The organism is Stenotrophomonas muris (genome assembly GCF_052751275.1).
This window is the reverse complement of sequence record NZ_CP199879.1, coordinates 680,522-699,827: the sequence shown is the minus strand read 5'-3', so window position 1 is coordinate 699,827 and position 19,306 is coordinate 680,522. Positions and strand designations below refer to the sequence as shown.

General features: G+C 66.5%; 18 protein-coding genes and 1 tRNA gene. 3 read left to right on the top strand and 16 right to left on the bottom strand.

Annotated elements, in window-relative coordinates; translation table 11 throughout:
- Positions 1-69: 69 nt before the first annotated feature.
- The 9 genes from ACUVWL_RS02985 to thrS form a co-directional block, all read right to left on the bottom strand.
- A tRNA-Pro gene (locus ACUVWL_RS02985) sits at positions 70-146 on the bottom strand.
- A 68-nt stretch (positions 147-214) separates the two neighbouring features.
- A complete protein-coding gene (locus tag ACUVWL_RS02980) occupies positions 215-571 on the bottom strand; it encodes a MerR family transcriptional regulator (RefSeq protein WP_005410431.1) in 357 nt (118 codons plus the stop codon).
- Positions 552-851, bottom strand: a complete 300-nt coding sequence (locus tag ACUVWL_RS02975) for an integration host factor subunit alpha (RefSeq protein WP_005410432.1) — start codon at positions 849-851, stop codon at positions 552-554. The genes ACUVWL_RS02980 and ACUVWL_RS02975 overlap by 20 nt, the downstream gene beginning before the upstream one ends.
- 27 nt (positions 852-878) lie before the next feature.
- Entirely contained in the window at positions 879-3,260 is a 2,382-nt protein-coding gene (gene pheT, locus ACUVWL_RS02970; RefSeq protein ID WP_241887695.1) for a phenylalanine--tRNA ligase subunit beta, read from the bottom strand.
- Between the two features lie 87 nt (positions 3,261-3,347).
- The gene (locus ACUVWL_RS02965) at positions 3,348-4,343 is read right to left on the bottom strand and encodes a phenylalanine--tRNA ligase subunit alpha (protein WP_005417865.1); all 996 of its coding nucleotides are present in this window, start codon (positions 4,341-4,343) and stop codon (positions 3,348-3,350) included.
- Between the two features lie 193 nt (positions 4,344-4,536).
- Positions 4,537-4,896 carry a 50S ribosomal protein L20 gene (gene rplT, locus ACUVWL_RS02960; RefSeq protein ID WP_005410435.1) on the bottom strand — a complete coding sequence of 120 codons (360 nt, stop codon included), beginning with the start codon at positions 4,894-4,896 and terminating at the stop codon, positions 4,537-4,539.
- 11 nt (positions 4,897-4,907) lie between these two features.
- On the bottom strand, positions 4,908-5,105 hold the full coding sequence (rpmI, locus tag ACUVWL_RS02955; RefSeq protein ID WP_005410436.1) for a 50S ribosomal protein L35: 198 nt from the start codon (positions 5,103-5,105) through the stop codon (positions 4,908-4,910).
- Between the two features lie 266 nt (positions 5,106-5,371).
- Positions 5,372-5,914 (bottom strand): translation initiation factor IF-3, encoded by a 543-nt coding sequence (gene infC, locus ACUVWL_RS02950; RefSeq protein ID WP_079222586.1) that lies wholly within the window; start codon positions 5,912-5,914, stop codon positions 5,372-5,374.
- A gap of 48 nt (positions 5,915-5,962) precedes the next feature.
- Positions 5,963-7,864 (bottom strand): threonine--tRNA ligase, encoded by a 1,902-nt coding sequence (thrS, locus tag ACUVWL_RS02945; protein WP_032957627.1) that lies wholly within the window; start codon positions 7,862-7,864, stop codon positions 5,963-5,965.
- Between the two features lie 429 nt (positions 7,865-8,293).
- On the opposite strand from thrS, the gene ACUVWL_RS02940 reads away from it, so the two are divergent.
- The 3 genes from ACUVWL_RS02940 to ACUVWL_RS02930 are packed head-to-tail and all read left to right on the top strand — an operon-like array spanning position 8,294 to position 10,423.
- Positions 8,294-8,590, top strand: a complete 297-nt coding sequence (locus tag ACUVWL_RS02940) for a hypothetical protein (protein WP_005410439.1) — start codon at positions 8,294-8,296, stop codon at positions 8,588-8,590.
- The gene (locus tag ACUVWL_RS02935; protein ID WP_032957460.1) at positions 8,590-8,853 is read left to right on the top strand and encodes a hypothetical protein; all 264 of its coding nucleotides are present in this window, start codon (positions 8,590-8,592) and stop codon (positions 8,851-8,853) included. The genes ACUVWL_RS02940 and ACUVWL_RS02935 overlap by 1 nt, the downstream gene beginning before the upstream one ends.
- A gap of 10 nt (positions 8,854-8,863) precedes the next feature.
- Complete coding sequence (locus tag ACUVWL_RS02930; protein ID WP_445978802.1) at positions 8,864-10,423, top strand: PepSY-associated TM helix domain-containing protein; 1,560 nt, start codon at positions 8,864-8,866, stop codon at positions 10,421-10,423.
- A 24-nt stretch (positions 10,424-10,447) separates the two neighbouring features.
- On the opposite strand, the gene ACUVWL_RS02925 is transcribed toward ACUVWL_RS02930, so the two are convergent.
- The 7 genes from ACUVWL_RS02925 to infB all read right to left on the bottom strand — a co-directional run bounded on the left by ACUVWL_RS02925 (position 10,448) and on the right by infB (position 19,292).
- Positions 10,448-10,852, bottom strand: coding sequence for a VOC family protein (locus ACUVWL_RS02925; RefSeq protein ID WP_049442383.1), 405 nt, complete (start codon positions 10,850-10,852; stop codon positions 10,448-10,450).
- 97 nt (positions 10,853-10,949) lie between these two features.
- On the bottom strand, positions 10,950-12,140 hold the full coding sequence (locus tag ACUVWL_RS02920; protein ID WP_049442382.1) for a glycoside hydrolase family 18 protein: 1,191 nt from the start codon (positions 12,138-12,140) through the stop codon (positions 10,950-10,952).
- A 280-nt stretch (positions 12,141-12,420) separates the two neighbouring features.
- Entirely contained in the window at positions 12,421-14,529 is a 2,109-nt protein-coding gene (pnp, locus tag ACUVWL_RS02915) for a polyribonucleotide nucleotidyltransferase (RefSeq protein WP_046431803.1), read from the bottom strand.
- Positions 14,530-14,680: 151 nt separating this feature from the next.
- Positions 14,681-14,941 carry a 30S ribosomal protein S15 gene (gene rpsO, locus ACUVWL_RS02910; RefSeq protein ID WP_005417886.1) on the bottom strand — a complete coding sequence of 87 codons (261 nt, stop codon included), beginning with the start codon at positions 14,939-14,941 and terminating at the stop codon, positions 14,681-14,683.
- Positions 14,942-15,114: 173 nt separating this feature from the next.
- On the bottom strand, positions 15,115-16,023 hold the full coding sequence (truB, locus tag ACUVWL_RS02905; protein ID WP_445978801.1) for a tRNA pseudouridine(55) synthase TruB: 909 nt from the start codon (positions 16,021-16,023) through the stop codon (positions 15,115-15,117).
- Between the two features lie 107 nt (positions 16,024-16,130).
- Positions 16,131-16,514, bottom strand: coding sequence for a 30S ribosome-binding factor RbfA (rbfA, locus tag ACUVWL_RS02900; protein WP_005410447.1), 384 nt, complete (start codon positions 16,512-16,514; stop codon positions 16,131-16,133).
- Positions 16,515-16,646: 132 nt separating this feature from the next.
- Entirely contained in the window at positions 16,647-19,292 is a 2,646-nt protein-coding gene (gene infB / locus ACUVWL_RS02895) for a translation initiation factor IF-2 (RefSeq protein ID WP_014647858.1), read from the bottom strand.
- Between the last annotated feature and the right edge of the window lie 14 nt (positions 19,293-19,306).

Here is a 19,306-nt window from a genome sequence, read left to right as displayed (position 1 = left end):
GCGCGCAGCATACACCGCACGCACAAAAAAGCCCACGCATCGCTGCGCGGGCTTCTTGATTCATCACAGTGGTCGGGACGGCCGGATTCGAACCGACGACCCTCTGCCCCCCAGGCAGATGCGCTACCAGGCTGCGCTACGCCCCGACTGATGCTGCGATGTGCCCGCCACTGCGGCGGGCCGTGAAGTATAGCGGATTACGATGGAAATGGGATCAGCGGCGCAGCAACTGCAGCACTTCTTCCAGCTCCATGCGCACCTGCTTGATGATCTGGTTGCTCAGCGCCGATTCCTCGCGGGCATCGGGGCCGTCCAGACGCAGGCGTGCACCACCGATCGTGTAGCCCTGTTCGTACAGCAGGCTGCGGATCTGCCGCACCATCAGCACGTCGTGGCGCTGGTAGTAGCGGCGGTTGCCTCGGCGCTTGGCCGGCTCAAGGCTGGGAAACTCGGTTTCCCAGTAGCGCAGGACATGCGGCTTGACGTCGCACAGCTCGCTGACTTCACCGATGGTGAAGTAGCGCTTGGCCGGGATCGGCGGTAGTTCGCGGTTACTGCCCGGATCCAGCATAAGCTTCCACCCTCTCCTTGAGCTTCTGGCCCGGACGGAAGGTGACCACCGTACGGGCGGAAATCGGAATTTCCTCGCCGGTCTTGGGGTTGCGACCCGGGCGCTGGTTCTTGCGCCGCAGATCGAAATTGCCGAAGCCCGACAGCTTCACCTGACGTCCCTGTTCCAATGCTTCACGCAGCACATCGAAAAACGCGTCGACGAATTCCTTGGCTTCCCGCTTGTTCAGACCGACTTCGTCGAACAGCTTTTCCGCCATCTCCGCCTTGGTCAATGCCATTGCCTGCTACCCCCGAGTGCTGCCCGCTCAGCCGCGGATCCGGGCGTGGTGTTCACGCTCGATGGCAGTGACCGCCTCGGCCACCACCGCATCCACGTCGCGGTCCGTCAGAGTGCGCGACTTGTCCTGCAAAATCAAGCCCATAGCGAGACTCTTGAATCCCGGCTCGACGCCCTGGCCGACGTAACGGTCGAACAGGTTCAGGTCGCGCAGCAGCGGGCCGGCGGCCTGGCGGACGGTGGCCGCCAGATCGGCCCAGGCCACCTGTTCAGGCACCAGGAACGCCAGGTCGCGACGCACCGCCGGGAAGCGCGACAGCTCGCCGGCGCGCGGCAGTCGGCGGGCCGTCAGCGGCTCCAGGTCCAGCTCGAAGGCGTAGACGTCGGCTTCGATATCCATCGCCCGGGTCAGTCGCGGGTGGATCTGGCCGATCCAGCCGATCGCCACGCCATCGCGGTACACCTCGGCCGAACGCGCCGGGTGACCGTAGGCGCGGACGGACGGGCGGAACTCCAGCTGCGCGCCACTGGCGGCCGCCAGCGACTCCAGGTCGCCCTTCAGGTCATGGAAGTCGACCTTGCGGGTCGGCAGGCCCCACTGCACCGCCTGCGCCTCACCGCAGACCGCAGCGGCCACGCGCGGGGTTTCCAGCGGTGCCGGCTGGCCGTCTCCGGCCTGCTGGGCGAACACGCGGCCGAGCTCGAACAGGCGCACACGGCCCAACTGGCGGGCGGCGTTGCGGCCCAACGTGGCGACCAGGCCCGGCAGCAGCGACGGGCGCATCACCGCCAGTTCGGCCGACAGCGGGTTGGCCAGCGGCACCAGGCCGTCGCGCAGCTGCCACTGGGTCAGCAGCGCGTCGTCGACGAAGGCGAAATTGACGGTTTCCTGCTGGTCACGGGCGATCAGCTGGCGGCGCACGCTCAGCGCGTCCAGCTGGGTCTCGCTCGGCATCGCCACGCGCGAGGCACCGCCCGGCAGCGTGGTCGGGATCTGCTCGTAACCGTGGATGCGGGCCAGCTCTTCGATCAGGTCTTCTTCGATGGCGATGTCGAAGCGGCGGCTCGGCGCGACCACCTGCCAGCCGTCGGCGGCGGCGACCACGTCCATGCCCAGCGCGCGCAGGATGCGCTCGACTTCCGCATCGTCGATGGTGATGCCGAGCACGCGGGTGATGCGGGCGCGGCGCAGCACGATGGTCGCCGGCTGCGGCAGATCGGCTTCACGCACGGCCTCGGTGACCGGTGCCGGGGTACCGCCGGCCAGGTCCAGCACCAGGCGGGTGGCGTACTCGATCGCGGTGCGCGGCAGCGCCGGATCGACGCCGCGCTCGAAGCGATGGCCGGCATCGGTGTGCAGGCCCAGCTTGCGGCCACGGCCCATGATGGCGGCCGGCGCGAAGTGCGCGGCTTCCAGGAACACGGCGGTGGTCGCGTCGGTGACGCGGGTGTCGAAGCCGCCCATCAGGCCGGCCAGGCCGACCGCGCGGTCAGCGTCGGTGACCACCAGGAAGCTGTCGTCCAGCGCAGCATCGCGGCCGTCCAGCAGCTTCAGCGTCTCGCCCGCGCGCGAACGGCGCACGGCGATGCTGCCCTGCAGGGTGCCCAGGTCGTAGGCGTGCATCGGCTGGCCCAGCTCCAGCATCACATACTGGGTGATGTCGACCAGCAGCGAGACTGGACGCACGCCACTGCGGCGCAGGCGCTCGGCCATCCACAACGGGGTCTTGGCGGCAGCATTGACGCCTTCGATGACACGGCCCAGGTAACGCGGCGCTTCGGCGCCGGCGTCGAGCTGGATGCCCAGCTCACGGCTGCCGACTGCCGGAATGGCGTCGGCAGCGAAGTCCAGCACTTCACTGCGGGTGGCGGCGGCGACGTCGTAGGCGATGCCGCGCAGGCTGAAGCAGTCGGCGCGGTTCGGGGTCAGCTTGATCTCGATGCTGGCATCCGGCAGGCCCAGGTACTCGACCAGGGTCTGGCCGACCGGTGCGTCGTCGGGCAGTTCCAGCAGGCCGGAAGCATCGTTGTCCAGGCCCAGTTCCTTGGCCGAGCACAGCATGCCGTTGGACTCGACGCCACGCAGCTTGGCCGGCTTGATTTTCAGCTCGCCGATCTGCGCACCGACCATCGCCAGCGGCGCGACCAGGCCCGGGCGCGCGTTCGGGGCGCCGCACACGATCTGCAGCAGTTCGCCCTGCCCGGCATCAACCCTGCACACCTGCAGGCGATCTGCTTCCGGATGGCGCACCGCATCGACGATGCGTGCCACGACCACGTGGTCGAGGCCTTCGCCCAGCGCGGTCACGTCTTCCACTTCCAGGCCGATGGCGGTCAGCACTGCACTCAGTTCATCGCGCGAAGCGCCGGTCGGGACGTGGCTGCGCAGCCAGTTTTCGGAGAATTTCATGGTGTCATCCTGGTGGGCCCGGCGCATGCGCCTGGGCCTGCGAATTTGGGAGCAGCCGAGCATGGCTCGGCCCTACACGGTTGCGGCTTACGCGAACTGTTTCAGGAACCGCACGTCGTTCTCGAAGAACGCACGCAGGTCGTTGACGCCGTAGCGCAGCATTGCAAAGCGCTCCACGCCCATGCCGAAGGCGAAGCCGGTGTAGCGCTCCGGATCGATGCCGACGTTGCGCAGCACGTTCGGATGGACCATGCCGCAGCCCAGCACTTCCAGCCAGCGGGTGCTGCCATCGGGCTGCTGCCAGGCGATGTCCACTTCCGCGCCCGGCTCAACGAACGGGAAATAGCTGGGGCGGAAGCGCATTTCGAAATCGCGCTCGAAGAAGGCGCGCACGAACTCGGCCAGCGTGCCCTTCAGGTCGGCGAAGGTCGAATGCTCGTCCACCAGCAGGCCTTCCACCTGATGGAACATCGGCGAATGGGTCTGGTCGCTGTCGCTGCGGTACACCTTGCCGGCGGCGATCATGCGCAGCGGCGGCGCGTGGTCACCCATGTAGCGCACCTGCACGCCGGAGGTGTGCGTGCGCAGCAGGCGGCCGTCGCCGAAGTAGAAGGTGTCGTGCATGGCGCGCGCCGGATGGTGCGGCGGGAAGTTCAGCGCCTCGAAGTTGTGCCAGTCGTCCTCGATCTCCGGCCCTTCCGACAGCTCGTAGCCCAGCCGGCCGAAGATGCCGGTGATGCGCTCCAGGGTGCGGGTGATCGGATGCAGGCCGGCGCGGTCGCCGTTGCGACCCGGCAGGGTGATGTCGATGGCTTCGGCGGCCAGGCGTGCATCCAGTGCCGCATCTTCCAGCAGCGCCTTGCGCTCGCCGAGCGCGCGGGTCAGCGCGTCGCGGGCCTGGTTGATCGCTTCACCGGCGGCCTTGCGCTCGTCGGCCGGCAGGGCGCCGAGCTGCTTGAGCTGCGAGGTGATGCTGCCACTCTTGCCAAGCAGGGCCACGCGCAGCTGTTCCAGCACGTCGGGGCTCTGTGCGGCGGCCACATCGGCCAGCGCCTGGGTGGTGAGGGATTGGATGTCGCTCATGGGGGGCCGGAACTCCAGTCGATCTGCCATCGCGATGCGCGAAGGGCCGACCCCTGTCGCCACCGCCGTCCCCGCGCTGCCGCCATGGCCTCGCCGGGACCCAAAAAAGAATGGGGAAGGACTTGCGCCCTTCCCCATGCATTGCCTTGACCTGACACCGTTCCGAATGAACGGTTACGGCATCGGGAAGGACTTATGCCGCCAGCGCGCCCTTGGCCTTTTCGGCCAGCGCAGCAAAACCGGCTGCGTCGTGCACGGCGATGTCAGCCAGGACCTTGCGGTCCAGGGTGATGCCGGCCTTCAGCAGACCGTTCATGAAGCGGCTGTAGCTCAGGCCGTTGATGCGGGCAGCCGCATTGATACGGGTGATCCACAGCGAACGGAAGTTGCGCTTCTTCTGCTTACGGCCGATGTAGGCGTACTGCTGTGCCTTGATGACCGCCTGCTTGGCGACGCGGAAGACCTTGCGGCGAGCGTTGTAATAGCCCTTGGCGAGATCCAGAATCTTCTTGTGGCGGCGACGCGCCTGTACGCCACGCTTAACTCGTGCCATTTTTCAGTTCCTCAGAGGTAAGGGAGCATGCGGTCCAGACGGCCTGCGTCTTCTGCACGGACATGGCCCGTCTGACGCAGATTACGCTTACGCTTGGTCGCTTTCTTCGTGAGGATGTGGCTACGGTTGGCGTGGCCGCACTTGTACTTGCCCGAGGCGGTCTTGCGGAAACGCTTGGCCGCTGCCCGGTTGGTCTTGATCTTGGGCATTGCAATGTCCTTGATGGGATTTGACCCTGGTTTCTGACTGATCTGGCGGCGGCCTGGGCCGCTCTTTCCGTCCTGCCATGATCGGCGTACGACCCGTCCTGGGTGGGTCGAGCCGGGCATGATACAGGCAAAACCGCCCTGCCACCAGCCCCAGCACCCCTTGCGCCGGCATTTCACCGGCATCCTGCAAAAGCAAAGGGACGCCAGTGGCGTCCCCTTACCCTGAACCATTCAGCCAGGCGCCCCGGAAGGCGGCCCGTCAGGCCTCAGGTCTTCTTCTTCGGCGCGATCATCATGACCATCTGACGCCCTTCCAGGCGCGGACGGGATTCAATGACGATGTCCTCGCCCAGATCGGTCTCGATCCGGTTGGCCATTTCGCGACCCAGTTCCTGGTGGCTCATTTCACGGCCACGGAAACGGATGTTGACCTTGATCTTGTCGCCTTCTTCAAGGAACCCGCGCATCTTGCGCAGCTTGATCTGGTAGTCGCCCTCGTCCGTGACCGGACGGAACTTCACTTCCTTGATCTCGACCTGCTTGGTCTTCTTCTTGGCCTCGCTGGCCTTCTTCTGCGCTTCGAACTTGAACTTGCCGAAGTCCATGATCTTGCAGACCGGCGGATCGGCCTGCGGCTGGATTTCGACCAGGTCCAGGCCTTCATCTTCGGCCATGGACAGCGCTTCGTCGCGCGACAACACGCCGATCATTTCTCCGTCACTGCCGATCACGCGGACGCGCGGCACACGGATTTCCTGATTCTTGCGGTTCTGTTTGTTGTCAGGGGTGCTGATATTACGTTCTCCCAAGGGTATCGAACCGGTCCGGGTGCCTGTGCCCCCGGACCGGACCTTTGCTTACGCGCCCTCGGCCTGGAGCCGCTCGATGAAGGCCTGCAGGCTCATGCTGCCCAGGTCTTCGCCAGAACGCGTACGCACCGCCACAGCCCCATTTTCCTTCTCGCGGTCACCAATGACCAGCAGGTAGGGCACGCGCTGCAACGTATGCTCGCGGATTTTATAGCCGATCTTCTCGTTACGCAAATCCGAGCTGACGCGGAAGCCTTGCTCCGCAAGGGTTTTGGTCACGCCCGAGACGTAGTCGGCCTGGGCGTCGGTGATGTTGGCCACCACCACCTGGGTCGGCGCCAGCCAGGCCGGGAACTGGCCGGCGTGGTGCTCGATCAGGATGCCCAGGAAGCGCTCCATCGAGCCGACGATGGCGCGGTGCAGCATGACCGGATGCTTCTTCTGGCTGTTCTCATCCACGTACTCGGCGCCCAGGCGGCCCGGCATCATGAAGTCGACCTGCATGGTGCCCAGCTGCCAGGTACGGCCGATGGCATCCTTCAGGTGGTACTCGATCTTCGGGCCGTAGAAGGCGCCCTCGCCCGGCAGCTCCTGCCATTCCACGCCACAGGCGGACAGCGCCGAACGCAGTGCGCCCTCGGCCTTGTCCCAGGTGGCGTCGTCGCCCAGGCGCGATTCCGGACGCAGCGCGATCTTGATCTGGATCTCGTCGAAGCCGAAGTGCTGGTAGACCGCCAGCGCCTGCTGGTGGAACGCGGTCACTTCCGATTCGATCTGGCTCTCGGTGCAGAACACATGGCCGTCGTCCTGGGTGAAACCACGCACGCGCAGGATGCCGTGCAGCGCGCCGGACGGCTCGTTGCGGTGGCAGGAACCGAACTCACCGTAGCGGATCGGCAGGTCGCGGTAGCTGTGCAGGCCCTGGTTGAACACCTGGATATGGCCCGGGCAGTTCATCGGCTTGACCGCGTAGGTGCGCTTCTCCGACTCGGTGAAGAACATGTTGTCCTGGTAGTTGTCCCAGTGGCCGGACTTCTTCCACAGGCTCACGTCCAGGATCTGCGGGCAGCGCACTTCGCCGTAGCCGCTGCTGCGGTAGACCTTGCGCATGTACTGCTCGACCACCTGCCACAACGCCCAGCCCTTCGGGTGCCAGAACACCAGGCCCGGCGCCTCTTCCTGCAGGTGGAACAGGTCCTGCTGCTTGCCGATGCGGCGGTGGTCGCGCATCTCGGCTTCCTCGATGCGCTTGATGTACGCCTCGAGCTGCTTCTTGTCGGCCCAGGCGGTGCCGTAGATGCGCTGCAGCTGTTCGTTCTGCGCATCGCCGCGCCAGTAGGCGCCGGAGATGCGGGTCAGCTTGAAGGCCTTCAGGAAGCGCGTGTTCGGCACGTGCGGGCCGCGGCACATGTCCACGTATTCCTGGTGGTAGTACATGCCCATCGCCTGGATGTCGTCGGACATGTCCTCGATCAGGCGCAGCTTGTAGTCCTCGCCACGGGCCTTGAAGATCTCGATCACTTCGGCGCGCGGCGTCATCTTCTTGATGACGTCGTAATCCTGGGCGATCAGCTCACCCATGCGCTTCTCGATCGCGGCCATGTCGTCCGGGGTGAACGGGCGCTCGGAATAGATGTCGTAATAGAAGCCCTCGGCGATCACCGGGCCGATCACCATCTTCACGTCCGGGTACAGCTGCTTGACGGCGTGGCCGACCAGATGGGCGCAGGAGTGGCGGATGATCTCCACGCCCTCCTCGTCCTTGGCGGTGATGATGCGCAGGCTGGCATCGTGGTCGATGACGTCACTGGCATCGACCAGCACGCCATCGACCGAACCGGCGATGGTGGCCTTGGCCAGGCCGGCACCGATCGACTGGGCGACGTCCATGACGCTGACGGGGTTTTCGAACTCGCGGCGGCTGCCGTCGGGAAGGGTAATGTTGATCATCGCATTGGCTTCGTGCGGGGCCCGCTGGGCGGGCTGGAAAGCGTTCCCGGGCCATTGCCCGGGCAATAAAAAAGCGCCGCGAGGGCGCCTGGAACACAGGGCCTTCGGGGGCAGGTCAACAGTGGGCGGTGGTAGTGCTCATGTCGCACGCTCGGCCGGCGCTGGGCGCGGGCCACCTTGTTCCAGTCAGGGTTCTGCGACGATCTTAAACCAGCACACCGGAAAGCCCAAGGCCTACCGTACGGTCCGCTGAATGGTCCTCGCTGGCGGCGTGAAAACGCAATGATTACCATGTCCGCGCAGCCCGCCCCGTGCCAGCCTGCCCGCTTCCCCCCAGGACCTCGTGATGCGCCACCCGCTCCGACCGGCTCCCGCCGGCCCCGCCCGTGCCCCGCGTTCGCTGGCCCGCTGCCATGGCGGCCGCCCGCAATGATCACCGTCGGCCTTTCCACGCTGGGCTTCTGCAGCCTGGGCATGCTGGCAGCGATGTTCTCGGCACTGGCCTTCTATGCCGCCTCGCCGCACTGCCGCTGGCCCCGCCTGCGCCGCGCCGGCCGCCTCGGCCGCCAGATCGGCCTGGTCGCCGCGGCTGCCGCATTGTGGCTGTGGATGGCCGAACTCGGCTTTGCCGCTGGCCTGGTGGCGATGCTGTGCACCTGGATGCTGGCCGCGATGCTGCTGCCGGCACTGGCCGCCTGGCATCGCCCGGGCACGGAGTCGCCCTGATGTGGCCGCGCGCCTTCGCCGGCATCGTGGCCGGCTTCTTGCTGGCCGCCGCCGCGACCGGGCTGGTGACGTGGTTGCCGCCGGGCCCCTGGCAGAACGCGCTGGTGCCCAGCCTGATCACGTTCATCCCGCTGTGGATGCTGGCTGCCCTGTGGGCGTTCAGCTTCCGCAGCGCGCTGCGCGCCTGGGTGACACTGGCCGGCAGCGCTGCGGCCGGCTTCGCCGTGCTGACGCTGCTGCGCCTGACCGGCGCGGTGCAATGAGACTCCCCCCATGAAGTTCAGCTCGCAGACCCTGCGTACGTTCACCACCCTGCACACCTGGGTCGGCCTGGTTGCCGGCTTCGGCCTGTTCGTGGCCTTCTACGCGGGTGCGCTGACCCTGTTCCACCACGACCTGCCGCTGTGGCAGACGCCCGGTGCAGCCACCGCGTTGCCGGCGGGCCTGGACGACGCACAGTACCTGCTGGAAGACGTGCTGGCGGCACACCCGGAGGCCCGCCGCCACGTCGGCATGACGTTCCCCGGCGCCGAACATCCGCAACCCCTGGCCTACTGGCAGGCCGACGACGGCAGCTGGCGCTATGCCTGGCCGGGCCAGATCGCCGGCAGCCCGACGCCGCCACAGACCGGGCTGGCCGAACTGGTCAACGAACTGCACTACAGCCTCGGCCTGCCGGTGGCCGGCATCTACGTGATGGGCATCGTCAGCCTGCTGTATGGCATGGCGCTGCTGAGCGGCCTGGTGATCCACCTGCCGAAGCTGTTCGGCGACCTGTTCGCGCTGCGGCCGGGCCGCAACCTGAAGCAGCTGTGGCAGGACGCGCACAACGTGATCGGCGTGCTCAGCCTGCCCTTCCACCTGATGTTCGCGGTCACTGGCGCCCTGCTCTGCCTGGTGTTCGTGCAGATGGCCCTGCTCAATCCACTGATCTACGACGGCAAGGCCCTGCAGGCGGTACCGACTGCAATGGACACCGCGCCGGTGCGCGACGCCAGTGGCATCCCGGCACCGCCGGGCAGCCTGCGCCTGCTGCATGCGCGCGCGCTTGAAGTAGCACGCGCACAGGGCGTGGCCAACTTCGAGCCGGCCTACCTGAAGCTGGCCAACGCCGGCGATGCCAGCGCCACGATCGAGATCACGGGCGAATCCACCGGCACACTCGGGCCGCTCGGTTCGGTGGCCCTGGACGTGGCCACTGGCAACGTCCTGGCCTCCCAGCTGCCGGGCCAGCGCGATGCCAACCATGCCACGCTCAGCGCCGCCTATGCCCTGCACTTCGGCGAGTTCGGCAACGGCGTGGTGGTCTGGCTGTACTTCCTGCTCGGCCTCGGCGGTGCGTTCCTGTTCTACTCCGGCAACCTGTTGTGGATCGAGTCGCGGCGCAAGCGTCGCCAGCCGCAACAGCCGCGTGCTGGGGTGAACATGGCACGGGCCACGGTTGGCGTGTGCATCGGCCTGTGCGTGGCGATCTCGGTCGCTTTCATCACCGCGCTGGTGCTGGAGCGGTTGGCACCGTCGGCGGTCGACCATGGCATCCGCTGGGCCTGCTTCGGCAGCTGGGCAGCCTGTGCGCTGTGGGCTGCACTGCGCCGCCCCGCGCAGGCGGCGCGCGAGCTGCTGTGGACCGCAGCGCTCAGCACTGCACTGGTGCCGGTCCTGCACGGCGCACTCAATGGTGACTGGCTGTGGCGCGCCGCCGCGCGTGGCCATTGGCCGCTGTTCTGGGTCGATGCCATCGCGCTGGCCGTGGCCTTCGGCTTCGCTCGCCTGGCCGTCGCCAGCCAGCGCCGCGCCCGCAACGGCGACCCCAACAGCGTCTGGGCCAACTAAGCCTTCACCGGGCATGGCCCGGCGCTACCGCTGCGGGTGTTCTTCGCCCGGGTAACGACTCACTTCGATCAGGTTGCCATCCGGGTCGCGGAAGTACACCGATTCGATCGGTCCCAGCGCACCGGTACGTGTGGCCGGCCCCTCCTCCACCACGATGGCCTGCGCCTGCAGGTGCGCCAGCACATCGACCATTGCCGTATGCGTGACCAGGCACAGATCGGCACTGCCCGGCGTGGGTCGCAGCGCATGCGGCTGCAGTGGCGCGCTGGCCGGATGCAGGTTGATCTTCTGCTGGCCGAACTGCAGCGCGGTACGGCCGGCGCCGAAGCGCACGACCTGCATGCCGAGCACGCGCTGGTAGAAGTTACAGCTGCGTTCGATGTCGGCGACGGTGAGGACCAGGTGGTCCAGGCGTTCGAGATGGATCATGCCCAAAGCGTAGCGCCGCCGGCGTCGTCGCAATGTGCGGTGTCGGGTCGATGGCGTTGCCGCCTGGCGCCGGGCATGGCCCGGCGCCACCAGTGACTCAATCGCCGATGCGCGCCTTCTGCCACGGGCCGAGCATCGCGTTGAGCAGGCTGGCCTGCTCGTCGTCGCCGGTCAGCTCCCACATGAACACCCCGGCCAGGCCCTGCTCACGGGCGAACCGGGCACGCAGGCCGATCGAGCGCGGGTCTTCATAGCTGATGAAGATCTTCTGCACGGCGTTGTACAGCCACGGGCTCTGCGCCTGCGGCTGCCAGTGCTTCACCCAACCCGGCTGGTCGAGATAGCGCGCCTTGATCACCCGCCAGTCGCCGGCGTCGGCCGGTGCGCTGTAGGGCTGATACAGGCCATCCGGCGCATCGCCGGTGACCTTGAAGCCGCGCCCATAGAACGGCACGCCCAGCACCAGCTTGTCGGCCGGCACACCGTGCTCGCGGTAGTACTGCACCGCGCCGGCCACGTTGTTCCAGCGCCGCAGCTCCGGCGCCAGCGGATCGGCCGGCACTTCATGCAGGGGCGCATTGAAGGTCGACACCGATGAGAAGCCGGTGCCCATGTCATAGCTCATCAGGTTGATGAAATCGAACACCTTGGCCAGCGCCGGCAGGTCGTAGCTCGCCGCCGGATCATAGGGGCCATCGGTCTGCAGGCGACCGGCGGCCAGCGCGGCGCTCAGCAGCATTGGCTGCCCCACCTTGCGCCCGTGCGCGTCGAGTGCCACGCGGAACGCCTGCGCGAGCCTGGTCAGGTTGGCGCGATCCTGCGGGCGATGCGCCAGCTCCTTCGGCCCGCCACTGACCGGGAACTCCCAGTCGATATCCACGCCATCGAAGCTGCCGGCATGGTGATCGAAGAACAGTGCCATGCATGAGTTCACCAGGCGCTTGCGGCTGGCCTCGGTCAACGCTGCATCGGAGAACCCACCCGCACCCCAGCCACCGATCGAAATCAGCGTGCGCAGGTGCGGATGCGCCTTCTTGAGCTCGGCCAGCGCGGCGAAGTTCTTCGGCGCTTCCGCGCCGACCGCGCAGCGGCCGTCCTCGATGGTGGAGAACGCATAGAACAGATGGGTCAGGCGCTCGGCGGGAATGCTCGACACCGGATAGCGCTCGGCCGAGCCGCCGGGGTAGTAGGCACCGAAGATCGGCGGCGGCGCCGGCGCGGCGCGCGCAGCGATGGGCACGGCACCGGCAATCAGCACGGCAAGGACGGCCACGGTCTGGCGGAACATGGGATCTCCCGGTTCGAAGGCGCCGCCACGTTAGCAAACCGATGTGGCTGCGGGACGGTTGTCGCGGCATGTCGTCCCGTGGACAGGCGTGATCCGCGCAACCGTGACAGAACGATGGCCACGTGGCGGCGCTCACGCACTGCAGCAGGACATGCAGCGACCTGGATGAGCGGCACTGCATGACATCAAGGCAAAGAAAAAGCGGGCCGAAGCCCGCTTTTTCATTTGCGGAAGCGTGAGGACCGACGGTCCTCACCCACCGCACAATCAGCAGTACCGATTATTCGGCGCTGACGGCGTCGCCTTCTTCCACGGCCTTCATCGACAGGCGGATACGGCCCTGCTTGTCGACTTCCAGCACCTTGACCTTGACCACATCGCCTTCCTTCAGCACGTCGCCGACCTTCTCGACGCGATCGCTGGAGATCTGCGACACGTGGACCAGACCGTCCTTGCCCGGCAGGATCGTGACGAACGCACCGAAGTCCATGATCTTGGCGACCTTGCCTTCGTAGATGCGGCCCGGCTCGACGTCCGAGGTGATCTGCTCGATGCGGGCCTTGGCGGCCTGGGCAGCGATGGCATTGACCGAAGCGATGACGATGGTGCCGTCATCCTGGATGTCGATCTGGGTGCCGGTTTCCTTGGTGATGGCCTGGATGGTCGAGCCACCCTTGCCGATCACTTCGCGGATCTTGTCCGGGTGGATCTTGATGGTCAGCAGGCGCGGCGCGTAGTCGGACAGCTCTTCACGCGGAGCGGTCAGGCCGTGGGCCATTTCGCCCAGGATGTGCAGACGACCAGCCTTGGCCTGCTGCAGAGCCTGCTTCATGATCTCTTCGGTGATGCCTTCGATCTTGATGTCCATCTGCAGGGCGGAAATGCCCTCAGCGGTACCGGCCACCTTGAAGTCCATGTCGCCCAGGTGATCTTCGTCACCCAGGATGTCGGACAGGACGACGAAGCGCTCGCCTTCCTTGACCAGGCCCATGGCGATACCGGCCACCGGCGCCTTCACCGGCACGCCGGCGTCCATCAGGGCCAGCGACGAGCCGCAGACCGATGCCATCGACGAGGAACCGTTCGACTCGGTGATTTCCGAGACGACGCGGATGGTGTACGGGAAGGACTCCAGCGACGGCATGACAGCCAGCACGCCGCGCTTGGCCAGGCGACCGTGGCCGATTTCGCGGCGCTTCGGGCCCATCATGCGGCCGCACTCACCCACCGAGAACGGAGGGAAGTTGTAGTGGAACAGGAAGTTTTCCTTGTACTCACCGGCAACGGCGTCAATGACCTGGCCGTCACGGGCGGTGCCCAGGGTGATGGTCACGATGGCCTGGGTTTCGCCACGGGTGAACAGCGAGGAACCGTGGGTACGCGGCAGCACGCCGGTCTTCACGGTGATCGGGCGGACGGTGTCCAGCGCACGGCCGTCGATACGGACCTTGGTGTCCAGCACCGAGTCACGCATGGTGCGGTATTCCAGTTCGCCGAATTCCTTCGACAGCTCGGCCGGGTTCCAGCCTTCAGCGGCCACGCGACCAGCCAGGGCTTCGAACACGTCCTTCTTGATCGCCGAGATGGCGTCGCGGCGCTGCAGCTTGTCACGCACCTGGAAGGCTTCGCCCAGGCGCGGGCCGATGGCTTCCTTCAGGGCGGAGATCAGCGCTTCGTTCTTGGCCGGGGCTTCCCAGGTCGACGGCTTGGTGCCGGCTTCGACGGTCAGCTCGTTGATCGCGTTGATGACCTTCTGCATTTCGCGGTGACCGAAGGTCACGGCGCCCAGCATCACTTCTTCGGACAGCAGCGCGGCTTCGGATTCAACCATCAGCACAGCGTTGGAGGTACCGGCGACGACCAGCTCCAGCTGCGAGTCAGCCAGTTCGCTGACGGTCGGGTTCAGGATGTACTCGCCGTTCTTGTAACCGACCTTGGCCGCGCCGATCGGACCCATGAACGGGGTGCCAGCCAGGGCCAGGGCAGCCGAAGCACCGATCAGGGCCGGGATGTCACCGTCCACGTCCGGGTTCAGCGACATCACCGTGGCGATGATCTGCACTTCGTTCTTGTAGTCTTCCGGGAACAGCGGGCGGATCGGACGGTCGATCAGACGCGAGATCAGGGTTTCCTTCTCGGTCGCACGGCCTTCGCGCTTGAAGAAACCACCCGGGATACGGCCGCCGGCGTAGAACTTTTCCTGATAATCGACGGTCAGCGGGAAGAAGTCCTGGCCTTCGCGCGCGCTCTTGGCGGCGACGGCGGTGACCAGCAGTACGGTGTCGTCCATCTTGACGATGACGGCGCCGCTGGCCTGACGGGCGACTTCGCCGGTCTCAAGCGTGACGGTGTGCTTGCCGTACTGGAAGGTTTTGGTGATTTTTGCCACGGAGGGTGTCCTTGGGGATGCTGTCTGCGAATTTGGACCGTCGGCGACCCTTGCCGCCAGCGGGTGGCCGGATCGTTCCGGCCTGAATCGGGGATTGCGGTACTACAAAACAAAACCGCGGCGCATCGCTGCGCCGCGGGGGATTCGTTGCTTAGCGACGCAGGCCAAGCTTCTCGATCAGGGCCTTGTAGCGCTCGACGTCCTTCTTCTTCAGGTAGTCGAGCAGGCTGCGACGGCGGTTGACCATCTGCAGCAGGCCGCGGCGGCTGTGGTGGTCCTTCTTGTGGGTCTTGAAGTGGCCGGTCAGCAGTTCGATGCGGGCGGTCAGCAGTGCAACCTGGACTTCCGGGGAGCCGGTGTCAGCCGCGCTGCGCTTGTTGTCTTCAATGACCTTCTGGGTGTCGATCGACATTTCTTTTTTCTCTGTGATGCGTGGCCGGCAGGAACGCGCTTCGCGCACCGCCAGGCTCGCCGTGGACTACGAGGATGAAACCTGCGCGAGGCAGGTTGCCGGAAAACGGCCGCGAAATTGTAACGGCCGGGGGCGTCCGGGACAAGGACCGGGGCTGAACCGGCAGGCCCCGGTCAGAGGTTGAAACGGCGCTGCGGGGCCAGCAGGCCACTCTCGTCGACCTGGCCCAGGCCCTGGACAGCATCGTCCGGACCGAACACGGCCACCAGGCCGCGCGGCCAGGACAGGTCGCGCTGGCGCTGGCCCACGCAGAACCGGTGGGCCTGGTCGGCGTCCAGGTCGACCCTCGGGTATTCAGCCAGGCCGGCCGCCAGCGGCAGCAGCAACGCGTCCATGCCAGCCTCGTCACCGGCCTCGACCATCGCCCGCAGCTGGTCCAGGGTGACCATGGCAGGCTCGCGGAACGGCTCGACCCAGAGCCGGCGCAGCGCGCTGATGTGGGCGCCACAGCCCAGGCGTTCGCCGAGGTCGCGGGCCAGACTGCGGATATAGGTGCCGGAACCACAGGTCACGCGCAGCCGCAGCCGTTCCGGCTGCTGCTCCAGCACCTCGATGGCGTGTACCTGCACCTCGCGTTCGGGCGCTTCGATGACGTCACCGCGGCGGGCCTTCACATACAGCGGTTCACCGCCCTGCTTCAGCGCCGAATAGATCGGGGCACGCTGGCGGATGGTGCCGGTCAGCGGCGCCAGCGCAGCCTGCAGGGCCCCGGTACTGATCGCCGGCACCGGGCGCTGCAGCAGTACCTGGCCTTCGGCATCGTCGGTATCGGTGGTCTGGCCGAGCACGATCTCGGCGTCGTACGCCTTGGCCGAACCCAGCAGCAGGCCGGCGATCTTGGTCGCCTCGCCGAAACACAGCGGCAGCAGGCCGGTGGCCAGCGGGTCGAGGCTGCCGGTATGGCCGCCCTTCTCGGCGCGGAACAGGCGGCGCGCCACCTGCAGGGCGGCGTTGGAGCTCATGCCGGTCGACTTGTCGAGCAGCAGGATGCCATCCAGGCGACGGAACTGAATTCGGGTCATGACAGGAAAGTGTTGAGACGGGCCATGCTCGGCTGCCGCAGCGCGGCCTGCATCAGACATCGCGCAGCCGGAATGCAGCAACGCCGGGCATGCCCGGCGTCGCGCGGTTATTCTTCGTCGCTCTCGCGACGCTTCTCGGCGGCCAGCGTATCGGGCAGGTCGCGCAGGATGTTGTCGATGTGCTCACCACGGTCGACCGAGTCATCGTAGTGGAAATGCAGCTCCGGCACGTGACGCAGCTTCATCGCGCGGGCCAGGTCCATGCGCAGGCGGTAGCCCAGTTCCTTCAGGCCGGCCACGGCTTCAGCCGAACGTTCCGGCATCAGCGCGGTGACGAACACCTTGGCATGGGCCATGTCGCGGGTGATTTCCACGTCGGACACGCTCACCGAGGGCAACCCGTGCTCGCGCACGGCGTTGTGCACCAGGGTGCCGAGTTCACGGCGCAGCTGGGCGGAGACACGGTCGGTTCGATGGAAAGTCTTGGGCACGAGGAGCTCTTGGTTCAGTTGTCGCCCGACCAACGGTCGGGCACTACCTTTGATTCGATTGTCGCCCGACCAACGGTCGGGCGCTACAGGTACATGGTGGGGCCCGACCGTTGGCCGGGCCACCTTGCAGCATTACAGGGTGCGCGGCACTTCGATACGTTCGAAGCACTCGATCTGGTCACCCGGCTTGACGTCGTTGTAGGCCTTCACCGCGATACCGCATTCGGTACCGTTGCGGACTTCCTCGACGTTCTCCTTGAAGCGACGCAGCGATTCCAGCTCGCCCTCGAAGATCACCACGCTGTCGCGCAGCACGCGGATCGGCTTGTTGCGCTTGACCACACCCTCGATGACCATGCAGCCGGCGACGGCACCCAGCTTCGAGCTGCGGAAGACGTCGCGGACCTCGGCGATACCGATGATCTCTTCGCGGATCTCCACGCCCAGCAGACCGGAGGCCACCTGCTTCACCTGGTCGATCACGTCATAGATGATCGAGAAGTAACGCAGGTCGACACCATTGGATTCGATGATGCGACGGGCCGAAGCGTCCGCACGCACGTTGAAGCCGATGACGGTGGCCTTCGAAGCGGCGGCCGAGTTGGCGTCCGACTCGGTGATGCCACCCACGCCGGAGTGGATCACGTTGATGCGGATGTCTTCGTTGGACAGCGCGACCAGTGCCTGGCTCAGCGCCTGCACCGAACCCTGCACGTCGGCCTTGATGACCAGGTTGAGGACCTGCTGGCCCTCGCCCTTGCCCAGGGTCGCCATGATGTCTTCCATGCGGCTGCCAGCGGTGGCCACCAGGCGCGATTCACGGCGCTTGGTCTCGCGCTGCTGGGCAACGTCCTTGGCCAGGCGCTCGTCCTCGACGACCACGAAGTCGTCACCAGCTTCCGGCACGCCGGACAGGCCCAGGACCTGCACCGGGATGGACGGGCCGGCGAACTCCGGCTGCTTGCCGGTTTCGTCGAACAGCGCACGCACGCGGCCGTACTGGATGCCGCACACCAGGTAGTCGCCCTTCTTCAGGCGGCCCTGCTGCACCAGCACCGTCGCGACCGGGCCGCGGCCCTTGTCCAGCGACGATTCGATCACCACGCCCGAGGCGCGGCCTTCATCGACCGCCTTCAGTTCCAGCAGTTCGGCCTGGATCGAGATGGCGTCCAGCAGGTCGTCGATGCCCAGGCCGGTCTTGGCCGAGATCTCCACCATCTGGGTGTCACCACCGAAGTCTTCGGCCACGACCTGCTCGGACAGCAGTTCGTTCTTGACCCGCATCGGATCCGCGTCGGACTTGTCGATCTTGTTGATCGCCACGATCAGCGGCACACCCGCCGAACGGGCGTGCTGGATCGCTTCCTTGGTCTGCGGCATGACGCCGTCGTCGGCGGCCACGACCAGCACCACGATGTCGGTCAGCTTGGCGCCGCGCGCACGCATCGAGGTGAAGGCGGCGTGGCCCGGGGTGTCCAGGAAGCTGATCACGCCCTTCGGCGTATCGACGTGGTAAGCGCCGATGTGCTGGGTGATGCCACCCGCTTCGCCGGTGGCGACCTTGGTGCGGCGGATGTAATCCAGCAGCGAGGTCTTGCCGTGGTCGACGTGGCCCATGATGGTGACCACCGGCGGACGCTGGGTGGCTTCGCCCTGGTTTTCACCGGTCGAGGCCAGCAGTGCGTCTTCGGCGTCGTTGTCGTTGGCACGGATCGCCTTGTGGCCGAGTTCTTCGGTCACCAGTGCGGCGGTGTCGTGGTCGATGGACTGGGTGATGGTCGCCATCACGCCCATCTTGAACAGCGCCTTGACCACCTCGCCGCCCTTCAGCGCCAGCTTCTGCGCCAGGTCGGCCACGGTGATGGTGTCGCCGATCGCCACTTCACGCACCACCGGTGCGGTCGGACGCTCGAAGGCGTGCGGGCCGGCATTGTTGCCACCGCGCGACATGTCGCGACGGCCACCGGCCTGGTTGCGCCCGCCCGGACGACCCCGGGTGTTGCTGTTGTTGCTGTTGCCACGACGCGCACGGTCGGCGGCCGACAGGTGCATCTGGCCGGCGAAACGGTCACCCGGGCCACGCTCGTTGCGCGGCGCGCTGCGGTTGTTGCGATCGTCGTTGCGCGGCGGCGGCGGTGCACCACGCGGCGCAGCCGGGGCTGCGGCCGGGGTGCGCGGCGGGCGCGGCGCGGTTTCGTCGATCGGAGCACGCTTGGGCTTGCTGGCAGCCAGCGTCTCGGCCGCCTTGGCGGCAGCCGCAGCTTCCTCGGCAGCCTTCTTCTCGGCCTCGGCGCGTTCCTTGGCGGCGGCCTCTTCCTCACGGGCACGGACGATGGCTTCGTCGCGCAGACGATCCTTCTCGGCCAGGGCCTGCTGTTCGGCAAGGTTGCGGGCGCGCGACTCTTCCAGCTTGCGCAGGATGTCGGCGCGCTCTTCGTCCGGGGTCATGGCGCGAGCACCATCCTTGACGTAGGTACGCTTCTGGCGCACCTCGACATTCACGGTCGTCTTGCTGCGACCGGAATTGACCGTCACTTCCTGCTGCTTCCGGCGGTTGAGCGTGATCTTCTTCGCAGACTGATCGGTCTCTTCCGGGGCCTGCTCGGGCTTGCCGTGCGAACGACGAAGGAAGCCCAGGAGCTTCACCTTCTCGGAGCTGGTCACGACCTGGTCGGGACCGCTGAACTTCATGCCGGCACCGGCCAGCTGTTCCAGCAGTTTTTCGACCGGCGTGTTGACCAGTTCGGCAAGCTTGCGGATGGTGGTTTGCTGCGACATTCGGATCCTATGAT